Consider the following 15,583-nt stretch of genomic DNA (forward strand, 5'->3'; position numbering starts at 1 on the left):
TAAAATAGTGCAAAAATATAGTTCTTGTGTGTGGTGTAAGCTCTCTAGCCTGCACCGGACTGGCTAGAGAACTTATCCCACAAGAGAGTTTTAATGCAACACTTTAAGCTGGCCAAGTCACTACAATTTAAGGTTTACTGAAAACAATTTATAGCTGTAATATCAAGTCCGGTTAATTACTGATAATTAACTGAAGATGCAGACTTTTCTCTGACTCTGTTCCCCGTTCCCCGTTACCTGTTCCCCGTTACCTGTTCCCCGTTACCTGTTCCCTGTTCCCCGTTCCCTGTTCCCTAGCCCTCACAGATATGATAACTATTCCAACGGACATGACCAATATTTCAGGCAGTTCCTAACTTTCAGCTAAAGCACCCTAAAATTTTAAGCTTCATCCCAAAGTTGACGTACTTTGTCAGGTAGCCAACTAGAAATTTCCTGAATTCTTTGGGGAGATAGTTCGTCTTTAGTGGCAGAAAATACGGCTTTAACTACTTGTTCGCGGTTTACATTTGGGGGCATTCCGCCTTCATTTGCCACCCGAAATAAAAAGCGATCGCTATCAATTTTAAAAATACCAGGCCCCTGCCACGGTGGACGTACCCGACTCAAAAATCCCACAAGTGGATTTGTATCATGCCATAAATCAGCTATTTCCATTTGCAGTGATTTATCCTCACTGATTTCTGCTGGTTCGTGTAGTTCTGCTTCCACTCTGTCAGCAGTTTCTGTAGTCATCAAGTCCCGCATCACCCGGAATACAACTTCTGTGATATCTCTGGCATCATAGATATCTGATAAACCACTTTTTTCCTGAACTTTTTCTAAAAATGGTGTATCTTGTTCTTTGATATTAGTTCTCATTTCAGCCTCCGACACTAAATTTATAGCTGCATTTCCCACAGAGAAAATAGCAGTTTAGATGAATAATCCTGTGGTTAGGTATTAGCCATTAAACTGCTTCCTCTAGAGGTTTTGTGTAAACAATGCAAGCTTTACTTAATAAATTAATAGTGCAAGTGAGGAGAATTCATCTATCACAGGAAACAATTATTGAATATAGAATTAAGACTCAAGAGTTATTGGTAAACAGACAATAAAAGTAGTACCTTTGCCTAAAGTGCTTTCTACTTGAATTTGACCTTGGTGATGTTCGACAATAGCGTGAGCGATCGCTAACCCCAAACCTGAACCAGTAGCACTGTCTGTAGCCAGACTCCCGGTTTTATGGGTACGTGCCGGATCTACACGATAAAAACGGTCAAATAATCGAGGTAACGCCTCAGATGGAATCCCTACGCCAGTATCACTTACCTTAACTTGCAAATATGCCGCACCGTTGTAGCGCATTTTATCTATGCGTCCTAGTTCTACATTCACCTCCCCACCGCCTGGGGTATATTGCAAAGCATTACCAATCAAATTAGTAAACAACCGCACCAATTGATCCCAATTACCCCAGAGTGTAAACCAATTTTCTAACAACTCTGCGCTAGTTTCCGAAGCGGGAGGATCTACCAAATGCAAATTTAGCGAGATAGCTTTGTCTGTAGCAAGCAGTTGTTGTTCTTCCACCACCTCCATCAGCAAAGCATCTAACGGACAATCTGCAAAACCATCTTTGCTCATGCCACTATCTTGGCGTGCTAAGAATAATAAATCATTGACTAACTTGCCCAAACGCTGTGTTAACCTTTCCACCACCTTCAACTGTTGTCGATAGTTTTTTGACATACTAGCTTCGGCTGGTGCTAAGTCTAAATCAGCCAAAGCCACTTGCACATTCGTTTGAATCAACGTAATCGGACTTCTCAACTCATGGGAAGCATCAGCTGTGAATTGTTTGAGACGTTGGTAAGATTCCCCCACAGGTTCCATCGCTTTCCCGGAAAGGAACCAACCGCAATAACCCACAGACAGCACCATTAAACCAGTACCCAACGCTAAATCAAAAATTAACTGACGACTCGGTTTAGTCACTTCAAACCAAGGATGACTCACACGCAGATATCCTAAAACCTGTCGTCCCACTTCTACGCGCTGCGTAACTTGTCGCAATAACAACTCTGAATCTTCCCATGTTTGTGATGCTGCCTTGGGTATGTGGACGGTTTCACCAGTGCGGTTACTGTGAATGGGAACATTTAGAGGCTCAGAAAAAGTAGACCAGATTAACTCACCAGTCGGACTAAACCATTCTAAATCAATATGGTCATCTTCTACCGTCTGGGCATTGTTGCGAAAACTCGCCTCTACATTAATATGTAATTGTTCAGCGTCGCCCTTCACTGGCTCAATCACTAAAGAACGCTCGACTATTTCCACCACATGATTCAACGTATCATCTATGCGTTCAATTAACGTACTACGCACATATAAATACACACCACTAGCAAACAGCAGTAGCAGCACAGCAGTGACAGCAGTGTACCAGATAGCCAGACGGCGACGAGTAGCTTGGAACATATCGCAACTCAACCAAAAGCATATATAAGTAGCTATAAGTAGCTCAACTTAAAAACACGTCATACCCAAATCCCCGATTTCTCGAAGAAGTCGGGGATTTATCCCATCATCATTTTATCTTGGATAGGACTTACGCAAGTGTCACCTTAAAGATGTCTTGTAGGGTGCTTTAGAATGCTTAAATGCTGTCAATAAATAAATGTATTTTTGTTATCTGACCCACCCTACTATTATGCCAGTTGCGTAAGTCCAGTTTAATATGATGAAAGTAGTTGTTCAGCAAATTTAATTTTGACGGTTTGCGAAGAAATGCGTTTGTTAAGTTTTGATTAGGCTAAAAGCGCGTTTATGCTCTCTTTTTCTCAGGGAGGGTGATTTTATTCCCCTCGATTCCAGCTATGGAATCTCATCTCGGTATTTCCCACAGATTATCTGATTTTGTTCTAGTAATCTTTGCAAAAAAATATTTAATCCTACCATTTATTTTATACCTACCAAAAAAGATTAATCCTATTTAAAATAATTTAACAATTTCATGATGAAACTTGGCATTTTTAAGTAATTCCACGGAAGCATAGTTTTTAGCATAAAAGTTAAATTCTAGATGCACTTGAAATGTGAGGAAACTGTCCAGAGAAAACAAAAAGCCAGAAAGATAAAAAAATATCTTCCGGAGTCAGTTTAAATTTTGTGAAAAAGAATCTAGTTACTCAGAAAATCAGGATAAATTCATACATGACAAAAATTCTACTTCTACACCTTGACTAGCAACTCAGATACCAGCAACCTAATAATATATAAAACAACTCCTAACAATATAAAAACATCTTGTTAATGGGATAGATACTCAAATTGAGAAATTTTCCCATTTATCCAGCCAGAACAAAGCCGTAAATTCACATAATGGAATATTAAAATTCTGCTTAGGTTGCAACTCCACACCAGCAAACCTGGTTTTGACATAACTAATGGTTAACTATGGTTGAGTGATGACAATTAATTTGTGCTAATTAACGCGGCAATCCTGTAAATCGTTGGCAATCTTAATTGTCGAACTTATAAAAATACCAAGGAAACAAAGATGGGAACTTACAACGGAACAACACCCTTCCCCGATCCGGGTAGTAACACATCCACAGCCCTAGACACTGCAACCTATATTGGTGGATCTCTCCTCAGCACACCAAGCTTATTTCAAGAAAGTCTTAGCCGTTTAACTCCATCTGATCTATCGGATTATTACAGATTCACTATCAGCAGTTCTAGTATAGTCACCTTAGAAATGGATGGACTAACTGCTGATGCTAATTTGTTCCTGCGAAATAGTGCTGGTAGCTCCCTGCGTGCTTCTAGCAACACTGGAACTGATCCAGAGAGAATACGTTTTAGCTTGGCGGATACACCAAGTAACGTATTTTACGCACAGGCCTTTATTCCATTCGGTTCAACTGCCACCGATTATAATCTTCGGCTCTCCGCAGAAGCTATTCAGCAAACCAATATAGACGATAATACAACTGCCAACGCCAGAAATATTGGTACATTCAGCACTACAAGTAGTATCACTCCCATAACTGATTATGTCAGTAGCTCAGGTCAAGTTCAAGATGCAAACGACTACTACAGTTTCACAATAACCAACAGTGGCACAGTTAACATCGATTTGAGTAGTCTGAATGGTACTGATATTCTCTATGCTGATCTTGAACTCAGAAATAGTGCCAATTCAGTTCTTCAACGCAGTGATACTGCTGGAACAACATCAGAGTCAATTAATCGCAGTCTTGCTGCTGGTACATACTATATCCGGGCTTACTCCTCCTCAGATCCGGGTAACTATCAGTTAGATTTTAGCTTTACCGCCGACCCACCAGACGAAGGGGGAAACACAGTTGGAACTGCTACTGCCATTAATTTACCTTATGACATATCAGATCAAGTCAGCCTAGGAGACACTAGCGATTATTACCAGTTCACCTTAAATGAAGCATCTCTAGTAGATATCAGATTCACATCCCTGACAGCCGATGCCAACTTATATCTGCAAAATGCAACTGGTGGTAACATTATCAGCTCAACCCAGTCGGGAACAGCCTTAGATGCAGTTCGGATCAGCTTGGCTGCTGGTACTTACAACATCTTAGTTAACCGTGGTTCGGCAACGACAGCTGAATATACCTTGAGTGCATCTGCTGAAACCATCGGCACAGATCAAGCACCCAACGAGACAGGCACAGCACTGGATTTGGGGAGCTTAAATAGTAGTATCTCCCGCAGTGAATTTGTAGGCAATATAGACACTAATGATTACTATAAATTCACTGTAAATACAACTTCTGAGTTCAGCCTTGCTCTGAATATTTCGAGTAACTATCCAGATTTGCAGCTAGTTAATGCAGATGTGCAACTTCTTAACAGTGGCGGTACACAAATCGCTATATCTAACCAACCGGGGAATAGTAATGAAAGTATTAACGCTACCCTGGATGCAGGTACATACTTTGTTCGTGTCTATACATCTGGGTTAGCTAATACCTTCTATGATTTGAATCTCACAGCACAGTCACAAGCGAGATTAGTACAAGACATTAATTCGACTGGTAGTTCTAACCCTGCCAACCTCACCGCATTGGGTAATACACTATATTTTACTGCTGATGATGGTGGTGTAAATGGTGTCCAATTATGGAGCAGTGACGGTAATACAACCACCAAACTGAGTAATAACACTAGCTTTCACCCAAGTAACTTAGTAGTTTTCAACAACAGATTATACTTTACCGCCAGTGACAGCACGTATGGTAGGGAACTGTGGGAATATAACGGTACTTCGGTAAATAGGATTAGTGATATTAATGTTGGTGTTGGTAATTCTGATCCAGGTAATTTGACTGTGGTTGGGAACCAACTATTTTTTACCGCCGTCGATAGTAGCAGCACCAGACAACTTTGGGTTTATAATGGCTCAAGCCTGAATTTAGTAGACATTAACCCTGGTTTTGCTACTAATGGCACACCCACCCATACCACGGTTTTTAATAATCGCCTCTTCTTCACAGCCCAAAATAACAGTCAACTGTGGTCAACTGACGGTTCTATAGCTGGTACACAAGTGATTACTGCTGGCGGTGTTACTAGCTCAACTCCACGCAGTTTGACAGTAGTTGGTAATACTTTGTACTTCACCGCCAACAATGGCACAAGTGGTCATGAAGTATGGCAGTATCAAAGCGGTACTACAGCCAGCTTGCTCAAAGATATTACCCCCGGTGATAATTCCTACGCTCCAGACAGACTCACAGCAGTTGGTAATACTTTGTACTTTGTCACAGATAGCGACAATGACTTTAACTTGGAACTGTGGAAGAGTGATGGTACTGCTGCGGGAACAGTGGGAATTGGAACTGATGGACAAGCACCCAATTTAGGCTTAGGGCCTATCTACTTAACTGCTGTAGGAAATACGCTTTATTTTGTTGGAAATGATACAACTTCTGGTTTAGAGCTATGGAAAACAGATGGTATAAATACAAACAGAATTAAGGATATCTCATCTGGTAGCCCTAATAGTCTTCCCACTGGCCTTGTCAATTTCAATGGTACCCTCGCCTTTGCCGCTTCAAATGGTACCAGTCGGGAGGTGTGGTTCAGTGACGGCACAGAGCTAAATACAATTCAGGCTAGCAACATTTATTCTGGACAAAATGCTAACCCTGATTGGCTCACTGTCGTTGGTAATAAGCTGTTCTTCACCGCTACAGACGGGGCTGATAACACAGAATTGTACGTAATTTAAAGGAGGTGATTGTTAAAACTCAAAATCCATATCAACAAACCAAATTTAACTCGTGATTGATTGAACGATATTTACTCACAGTCAACACAAATTGACACAAACACAAAATTTTAAGGAGATGTCTTCGATTATGAAGAACAAATTTTTAGCTCTAGCTGCTTTCGGTGCTGCTGCTTTAGGTGGCGCAATTGTTTCCGCTCCTGCTCATGCACAAATTCCTCAAGGTTCAGGTCCCACCAGCGACATTACCGTTAACGTCAGCGTTCCAGAAGTTCTGTATCTCAGAACAATTGCTGATATTGATTTAGAAATCACTGCGGCTGATTTGACTGGTGCTACATTAACCCCAGTAGCAGGAACTAACCCTCCTGCTTTGATTGGTCCCAACAATGATACAGCTGAAAGCCCTGCGGATAGTGTTGATACTGCATCTCCATTTGCAGGAGGATTTGCAGATCCCGCAGGTCCAGGTGTGGACAAAACCATTACCAGTGCTTACATAGTATGGTCTAATTCTCCCACAGGCACCTACGACGTACAAGTCGACACTCCTGCAAGTGGATTTGCTGGACCTGGACCTGCAACTGTGGGTGTTGACGTTGTTGGTGCTAACCCACGCACAGGTATTGGTGCTGAGGGTCTAGTTACAGCCACTGCTCAAGATATTACATTGAACCTTGTAGCGTCAGACGATAACATCACTGCTGGAAGCTACACAGGTGTTATCACAGTCGAAGCCTACAGACCATAGATTGTGAAGCTTGATTGTGGTGGCATGGGTAGAAAGAGTTTGCCTCAAACCTCGCAAGTCAAAAACAAACTTTCCTACCATGACGCACCTGATTTAGTGACCTAAATCTATCCCCAACCCCCTGAAATATGGGGGTGTTAACCTGATACAACTCCAATTTTTGACAAAGAAAAAACTTAAGTTGTAGCAGAAAAACAATTATTATACATGACTTAGGTGTGAGACATTGAGCAATATGTCATGGGACAAAATTAAAATTTATAAATCCTACCTCCTTGGTTGCTTGGGCGCGAGCATTGCTATTTTGATTGGCATCCAACTGAAAGCTTCAGCCCAATATTTCTCAGGAATTACACCTATAGAAATTTACCAATTAGCTATTCCCCAAAAGCTGACTATTCCTCCCATTAACCCGTCAGAAATTGCCATTACTAGCCGCAGCGATACAGTCAAGCATTCGGGAGACTTATCTGCACCTCCACCGTTTAATACCTCGATTGTGCGGGAATATCCAAATATTTGGCAGATACGTGTTCCTGTAGACGAGGTAGATTCACTTTATGCCACTTACGAACTTAAAGCCGAGAACGGCAAGGATAATGCTGTCACCAATGAACAGCGTTCTGATGCTGCCCTACCGATTGTGATCGAGCCATTACCTATTGTAGAAATTTCCCGCGACACCGACAGTAACACAGCTTTGGTACAAGGTGGATTTCGTTTAACAATCGACATTGCTAATACCCCAATAGCGGGTAATTATGCTGGGGAATTAACGGTAAAAGTGGATCGGCGTTAGTTGTGTTGAAAACCCAAAATTAGCAAAAGATAATTAAATTAAAGTTAATCTATTTGTGGTGTGTGACAGTGAGAGAATTGATAAATAAATTAGCAACATCTTCAAGCATTGTCTTGGGTTTAATGGGGACATTGGCTTTAAGTATACCTCCGGCTACAGCACTTAATGTTGGTGTGACTCCCCCCAGATTTGAGGTCAAGATAAATAACAACAAAACACGGACTCAAACTATTAGAGTCATTAACCAAGATTCTCGTCCAGTGGAAGTGCAAGTTAGTGTCCGCTCTTTTATTTTAAATGAAAATAATAGAGTGGAAACACTTCCTCCGAGTGAGCAATCTTTAGAGCAGTGGATTGTCTACACACCAGCTAGATTTACAATTCCAGCAGGTGGTTCTCAAACTGTGCGCTTTGCGATTCGTCCCCGTGTTCAACCCCAACCAGGTGAACATCGAGCGATGCTGTTGATTGAAGAAGTTCCACAGGCTAACTCCAAATCCAAAGGGGTGAGAATAATTGGCAGAGTAGGGGTTGCTGTTTATGGGTATGTGGGAGATGTTAAACGCAATGGGGTGTTGAATTCTGTTTCTGTAGACACAAAACCCAAAGCATTGCGAGCTATTTTTGATGTTTCCAGCCAAGGTAATAGCTCTGTGAGGCTCAATGGTCAATATAGCATCTGGCCAGCTGCTCAATATCCAGGTGCAGAAGCGACAAAACCCATAGGTAATTTAGGCAAGCCTAATTCAAAATTGCCAGAAAATCTGCTGGCTGCTGGTAATTTACCCGACACCCCAGTTTTACCTGATAATCGCCGTCAGATTGTTTTACCCATCAATAAAACATTACCTCCTGGTAATTATGTGTTGGATATCAACGGAGATTTGAGTGGTGTGGCGATTAATCAAGGCATACCGTTTACTGTACCGACAAATAATAATGTCAAGCCGAATAATCGCACTCAACCAAATTCTCAAAGGGTTAAAGATTTATTAAAAAATCATCTACAGAGTAGATAGGTTTGATAAGTTCAAAAGCTAGTTTTTTATCCTTCCCAACCATGTTTTTGTAGCCGGGAAGATGTTGAGGCTACTTATAGAAATTTGTTTGCTTTAATCTATGTTGTACCAACCTGCGACACCTCCCCCAGAAACCGCAATAATTATTAAATCAGAAGATAGTTCTTGCCAAAAAAAATTAGATGCTAGTGTTAGCCAAGAACATAAAGTAATTGCGGGAACTCTAGCAACACCGACTTCACCAGAAACTTTACCGCCGGAATTTGCTACTCATAATTTACCACAGACTTGTTATCAACAGGTATTGAGTAAAAAGGTTGAGCAACCAAGCTTGATTGTGAGTGAAAATGCTAACAATCTGAATAAACAAGAGCTTATTCAAGTTGATGTTGCAGGAGTGCAACAAAACCCTGTTTCAGATATAGACTCGGCAAAAACAGAGATTGAAAATTTTCACGATTATCCAGCCAATAAATTACAAGATTCAGTTATTGTACCTACGTCAACACCATCCTTAGTTGTTGAAAATGCTGTTGAGAGTAACACAATAAATACATTGACAGCAGTCAACAAAGATGCTGCTACAACAAATACGGCAAACAACATAGTTATTGAGCAGAAAAAACCAGAAAATGAGAATAATGTAGTTGCTCAAGAAAATAAAACTGCTATAGATAAAATTAATCTGACAACTAACGAGCAACTGAAAAACCTGTTAGCAGGAGCCAAAAGTTTATTATTGGCAGTAATAGTAAATCAGCGTGAAGTCGGGAGCGTAGAAGTTATACCAGAGGGCGATACTCTCTTAATTCCCCTGGAAGATTTTGTCCAAATTACAGGGTTAGATCTGGAAAAAACTGATGCTGAATCTCGCATTAAAACACCTTTAGGTGTAGTCAGTCTTACAGAAACAGACTTAAAAAAAATTAATGGTATAACTTACGTTAGTGATAGGTTCTTAAAAGAGAAATTACTCACCAATATAGAAATTAAAGCTTCAGAACTGACTTTAAATGTTGATTTTCCTTGGTTGAGAGGTGTGGCATCCTCTAGAGATAGAGTGCTGGATTTGCAACCAGAAGTGAAAGCTCCTAGCAATGGTTTATCGAGTTTACGACAAGAATTAAACTATTACAATAATTCTGGTAAGACAAGTTGGCGCAGTTCTACCCTGTTGGGAGGGCGGTTAGCTGGTGGTGCAGTTCGTTTACGTGTAGAGAATAATTTTGTTGATCAACCTAATCTGACTGAATATTTTTACTTTAAACGCTCAGGGTCATTTCTTTATCAGATTGGTAAACAGCAACTAACATTAAATCCGGTTTTGTCAGGGGTGAATTTCACAGGGTTGCAGTTTGGTTATACAAACATACCTGAAGATCGGTTTACTCCCAATTCTAGTGCATCTGAACTTTTACCCCGGCGTTCTCAGCCAACGCAAGGATTTCGTGGTGTAGTGCCGCCGGCTAGTTTGGTGAGGTTACGAATTGGTGGGGTGGTAGTAGCCCAACAACAGGTGGGTTTGAGTGGAGAATACGATTTTCAGGATGTACGTTTACCAACAGGTCAAACCAGTGAAATTGAACTGTTGGTTTTTGATCGCAGTAACTTATCTATTCCTGTAGAAATTCGTTCTTTAACCTTAAATTCTTCCGATTTATTATTACCATCTGGTGGTAATTTGCAGTTAGCTGGTGTAGGTGTGACTGGTAACTGGTTACAAGATAATTTATTCGATGATTTTGGTTCTAATCAGGCAGGGCGATTTACAGGGTTCTATCAAGTACGTCAAGGGATTTCTAATGATTTAACTTTGGAAGCTGGTGTCCAGGTACTTCCAGAAACTACTCAAGCACAAGCTGGTTTTGCTTGGCGTTTGGCTGGGCCGTTAATTTTAGCTGCTAATGTGGGGACTGCGGATGGTGAGGTGGCTTACAAAGCAGATTTAGATTTTAGGTTAAATAACTTGCGGATTTTGGGGACTTCTGAGTTTTATCCCCAGGGATATTTAGCAACTTTTAACAGCAGTAATGGACGCGATCGCGAAAATCATAGCCTGGATGTCAACTATAAGTTTAGTGATGCTTTCAACTTGGGATTGATTGCCCGCGCCTACCAAAATCAGAACACAGATAGTAGCTATATTTTACCAACGTTTTTCCTCCGTGCCGCTTCTAACTTATCTTTTAGAGGTTCGCCTAACTACGTTGGCGACTATGTATTTAGTGCTGCATATCAACCGACGAACAAATCTAGGCTGTCGTTTCAAACCTATGGCGATATATATACCTCAGATTTTAGTTATAACTTAACTCGTCAGTATCGCTTATCGTTGGGGACTGAATCAGGGGGCGATTTAGCTACTCGTTACACTCTGATATTTAGTCGCAGCGCACCCAGTTTATCTGGCTTAAGCTGGCGGTTAGGTTTGGGATATCGAGAAGGGGAAATTGGCCCGTTTGTAGGTGCTAGTATGCGGATAATGCCGGGCTTATTCGCGTCTATTGATTATCAAGGTATCCCCTCTAGAAGTAAAAACACTCTAGGTGAGACTACTGATGAGCGTCTGACTGTATCACTAATCTCTGATTTATCGTTTGCTGGTGGTAGGATCAGACCGGCTGAGTCTAGTTTAGTTAGTAAAGACAGGGGTGCGATCGCTGGCAGAATATTTGTAGAAGGCGGCAGAAATGGTCTAGACCTCAGTGGCGGTCTGATCCAGGTTTATAATAATCGTGGTCGCAGCGTTGGCGGTGCAATCATTGACGCTCAAGGTAACTTCTTTGTTGGCAATTTGCGAGAAGGCAATTATGTAGTTCAACTTGACCCCAATGAGTTACCACTGGAAATTAACTTGCGAAAAACTTCGATAGTGGCGGAGGTAGCTGGTGGGGCTGTGACTCAGTTAAATTTCCCTGTCAGCCTAGAATACGGAATGGCAGGTAGAATAACTGATGTTTCCGGTCAGCCAATGCCATATATAGAACTAGAAGTGATTGATGCTGAAGGTAAACGAGTTTCTACAGCCGCGACTGACCAGTTTGGTCTTTATCGTGTAGATGGTCTGCCTGTTGGTAAGTATACACTGCGAGTTCCAAATCAAGAAAATATCACCAATAGTGAGAGTTTACCCAAGCTAGATGTAGCAATTAGCAACGATTTCATCTATGAGCAGAATTTGCGATTGCCAATTTCCGCAGCAGTCCAGCAAATAGCAGAGTAGGGATTGGGGATTGGGGACTCTTGACTGGGGATTGGGGGGATGAGGGGGATGTAGCTTGCTTCTCTTTCCCTACGGGACGCTCCGCGAACAGAGACGCTACGCGCTCGCGCAGCGTATCCGTAGGATTCACCCGCAGGGTGGGGGATGAGGGAGATGAGGAAGCGGAGGAGAAGAATTTTTACCCAGTAAACCGTCAACCGTCAACCGTCAACCGTCAACTATCAACAATTTTGAATTTTGAATTTTGAATTTTGAATTGATTGATGCCTGATTTCATTTACTATGTGTATTGTTCACCAGCTGAATGGGCTGCATCAGGCTAGCCTGCGATCGCCATGCCTAAATCTAATAAAAAAAGCTCTACCTCAATTAATTTAAACGAACCACAATATTATATTAACCGCGAGTTAAGCTGGTTAGAATTTAACAATCGCGTCTTACATGAAGCTTGCGATCAACGCACACGGCTTTTAGAACGTCTAAAGTTTTTAGCCATCTTCAGTTCTAATTTAGATGAGTTCTTCATGGTGCGGGTGGCAGCCTTGAAGCAACAGGTAGAAGCAAAAGTTGGTCAGTTAACACCCGATGGACGCACACCGCAACAACAGTTAAACGATATTCGGCTGACTCTCACACCCCAAGTCACAAAGCAGCATCAACATTTTGAGCAAGAAATTCGGCCGTTGTTAGCTAAACACGGTATCCATATTTTGGATTATATTAACTTGACGCAAAAGCAGCGCAAGTATTTAGATAATTATTTTGAAGACCAAATTTTCCCAGTTCTGACTCCCTTAGCGGTTGATCCCAGTCATCCCTTCCCCTACATTTCTAATCTCAGCCTGAATTTGGCTGTCTTGGTGAAAAACCCGGAGACAGAAGAAGAATTTTTTGCCAGAGTGAAAGTTCCCCATGTTTTACCGCGATTTTTACCGTTACCGCCAGAGTTGGGAATTCAGCAAAACGGACAACCAGCTAACTGGACAGGTATACCCTTAGAACAGGCGATCGCCCATAATTTAGATTCCCTGTTCCCAGGCATGAATATACAGGAATATCATCCTTTCCGCATCACCCGCGATGCTGATTTAGCTTTGGAAGAAGACGAAGCCGATGATTTGTTATTAGCCATAGAACAAGAACTAAGGAAACGGCGCATCGGTGGCGATCCTGTACGCATCGAAATTCAATCCCAAACGCCTGAACCAATCCGCACCAGATTATTACAAGACTTAGACTTGACAGAAAACGATGTCTATGAAGTAGATGGTTTGTTGGGACTGCGCGACTTGATGTATTTTATGTCCTTACCATTACCAGAACTCAAAGAACCACCACGCCAGTCTGTAGTACCTGTGCGGTTGCAACGACTTAAAGAACCCAGCTTAGACCCAGATGTTCTAGAGTTGGAAGAAGGAAAAGATTTCTTTTGTGTAATTCGGGAAAAAGATTTATTAGTACACCATCCTTATCAATCTTTTTCAGCGACAGTAGTACGCTTCATTACCCACGCCGCCCATGACCCAAATGTGTTGGCGATTAAAATGACATTATACCGTACTTCTGGAGATTCGCCCATAGTTAATGCCTTAATTGCGGCGGCGGAAAATGGCAAACAGGTGTCTGTGTTGGTGGAATTAAAAGCCCGGTTTGATGAGGAGAATAATATTTACTGGGCGAGACGATTAGAAAGGGTAGGGGTACACGTTGTTTATGGTTTAGTGGGTCTGAAGACTCATTGTAAAACTGTGATGGTGGTGCGGCGAGAAAAAGACCGCATCCGTCGTTATGTACATATAGGTACTGGCAATTATAACCCAAAAACGGCCAGACTATATACAGATTTAGGATTGTTTAGTTGTCGTGAAGAATTAGGTGCGGATATTACAGATTTGTTTAATTTCTTGACAGGATACTCCTTGCAAAAAACCTATCGAGAATTATTAGTTGCACCTGTGAATATGCGCGATCGCTTTTTGGAATTAATTCGCCGCGAAATCGCCAATGTACAGAATGGATTAACAGGGCGGATTGTAGCTAAAATGAATTCCCTTGTGGATCCCAAAATCATCGCCACCTTATACGAAGCATCCCGCGCTGGAGTAAAAATCGACCTGATTATTCGGGGAATTTGTTGTTTACGTCCTGGGCTACCAGACATCAGCGAAAATATTCGCGTGATTAGCATCGTCGGACGCTTTTTAGAACACTCCCGCATTTATTACTTCTACAACAATGGACAAGAGGAAATTTATATTGGCAGTGCGGATTGGATGCGCCGCAACTTAGACCGACGCGTAGAAGTCATTACCCCGATTAAAGACCCAGATATTGCTAAAGATTTGCAAGAAGTTTTAGGAATTATGCTGGCAGATAATCGTCAAGCGTGGGATTTACAAGCGGATGGTAAGTATATTCAACGTCGTCCTGGTGATGAATGTCCAGAAGCCAACTCTCAAGTAACGCTGATGAATATGGCTTTACGTGCAACTGGTATAACTGCTAATCTCATTGATGCCAATAAAAGTTTCTCGCCAACTGATAGCTAACATCACAAAGCAATCATTATGCAATTTTTACATCACTGACTATAGGTTATTCTCTCAAGATGGTGGATGTAGCCACATCCCCAAAGGGTTGCCATCTTCAGAGTGAAAAGTTGAGAGTCTAGGTTGTCTCTGGACTAACTTTTTCTTGGTGGCATTCTGACTCTGTGAACTCCTAAATTCTTGTTCACAAACTGCTGACATGATGCAAATATATATTTAGGTTTCCCAAATTGTCATCAGAAAAACCAATTTTTTCTAAATCTTTAATTTTGGAGATTTTTATTTTGATATTTTCATATTGCAGCAGGAATTATTCAACCATAAGATAGAGTAATTGTTGGTACTTATCACCATAAACTATAGAGTTATTGTACCAAGTTACCAGAATGTTAATGTTGTCCTGTGAGTCCTCTAACTTACGTGTTCTAGTCGTTGATGATCACGATTTGACTCGCTTAACTCTACAATTGACTTTTTCCTCTCAGGAAAATATTCAAGTAGTGGGTCTAGCTAGTAACGGACAAGAAGCTATACAAATGGTAAAAGACTGCCATCCTGATGTGATTATTCTTGATTTACAGATGCCAGTGATGGATGGTTGGAGTGCTTCTAGTCAAATTAAAGCTATCTCTCCTCACACTCAAATATTGGCTTATTCCTCAGTAGAAGATGTGAACTCACCAGATACCAAGGTAAAGCCTATCTTTGATGGTGTTTGCAAAAAGGATGTCCCGACTAATGAACTTGTGTCTTTGGTAAAGAAATTGGGAAAACGTGCAGGAGATAATTCAATTTCCCAGTAACACCAATTCAAGATTCCCAATACTCTACGGGTTGACGTAGCGTTAATTAACAGCTACGCCTAAAAATGCCAAATTACAACAGGTTTCATTGTATCAAAACCAAATTTTGCACTGTTATTTGCGTCTAATCAATCAATTATCCCCCGAATACAAGCCGCTTTCGGAGTCGGGGGAGTAACA

At 41.4% G+C, this 15,583-nt stretch carries 9 protein-coding genes; 7 read left to right on the forward strand and 2 right to left on the reverse strand.

The window, feature by feature from the left end; genetic code table 11:
- Positions 1–381: 381 nt before the first annotated feature.
- Together A3775_RS11770 and A3775_RS11775 are read right to left on the reverse strand one after the other, a co-directional pair.
- Positions 382–861: a DUF2267 domain-containing protein gene (locus A3775_RS11770; RefSeq protein ID WP_066380075.1), complete on the reverse strand. Its 480-nt coding sequence runs from the start codon at positions 859–861 to the stop codon at positions 382–384.
- 201 nt (positions 862–1,062) lie between these two features.
- Positions 1,063–2,463 (reverse strand): cell wall metabolism sensor histidine kinase WalK, encoded by a 1,401-nt coding sequence (locus A3775_RS11775; protein ID WP_066379863.1) that lies wholly within the window; start codon positions 2,461–2,463, stop codon positions 1,063–1,065.
- Between the two features lie 1,081 nt (positions 2,464–3,544).
- On the opposite strand from A3775_RS11775, the gene A3775_RS11780 reads away from it, so the two are divergent.
- The 7 genes from A3775_RS11780 to A3775_RS11810 all read left to right on the forward strand — a co-directional run bounded on the left by A3775_RS11780 (position 3,545) and on the right by A3775_RS11810 (position 15,403).
- Positions 3,545–6,259, forward strand: a complete 2,715-nt coding sequence (locus tag A3775_RS11780; RefSeq protein WP_066425033.1) for a pre-peptidase C-terminal domain-containing protein — start codon at positions 3,545–3,547, stop codon at positions 6,257–6,259.
- 130 nt (positions 6,260–6,389) lie between these two features.
- Positions 6,390–7,010 carry a hypothetical protein gene (locus A3775_RS11785; RefSeq protein WP_066425035.1) on the forward strand — a complete coding sequence of 207 codons (621 nt, stop codon included), beginning with the start codon at positions 6,390–6,392 and terminating at the stop codon, positions 7,008–7,010.
- A gap of 235 nt (positions 7,011–7,245) precedes the next feature.
- Positions 7,246–7,809 (forward strand): hypothetical protein, encoded by a 564-nt coding sequence (locus A3775_RS11790; RefSeq protein ID WP_066425037.1) that lies wholly within the window; start codon positions 7,246–7,248, stop codon positions 7,807–7,809.
- Positions 7,810–7,931: 122 nt separating this feature from the next.
- Entirely contained in the window at positions 7,932–8,828 is an 897-nt protein-coding gene (locus A3775_RS11795) for a molecular chaperone (protein ID WP_066425038.1), read from the forward strand.
- A 100-nt stretch (positions 8,829–8,928) separates the two neighbouring features.
- Entirely contained in the window at positions 8,929–12,051 is a 3,123-nt protein-coding gene (locus A3775_RS11800) for a carboxypeptidase regulatory-like domain-containing protein (protein ID WP_066425041.1), read from the forward strand.
- A 335-nt stretch (positions 12,052–12,386) separates the two neighbouring features.
- A complete protein-coding gene (gene ppk1, locus A3775_RS11805) occupies positions 12,387–14,600 on the forward strand; it encodes a polyphosphate kinase 1 (protein WP_066379840.1) in 2,214 nt (737 codons plus the stop codon).
- A 386-nt stretch (positions 14,601–14,986) separates the two neighbouring features.
- Entirely contained in the window at positions 14,987–15,403 is a 417-nt protein-coding gene (locus tag A3775_RS11810) for a response regulator transcription factor (protein ID WP_066379838.1), read from the forward strand.
- Positions 15,404–15,583: the final 180 nt, after the last annotated feature.

Origin of the sequence: Anabaena sp. 4-3 (genome assembly GCF_001597745.1) — a bacterium.
In the GTDB taxonomy this organism is placed as follows: Bacteria; Cyanobacteriota; Cyanobacteriia; order Cyanobacteriales; family Nostocaceae; genus Trichormus.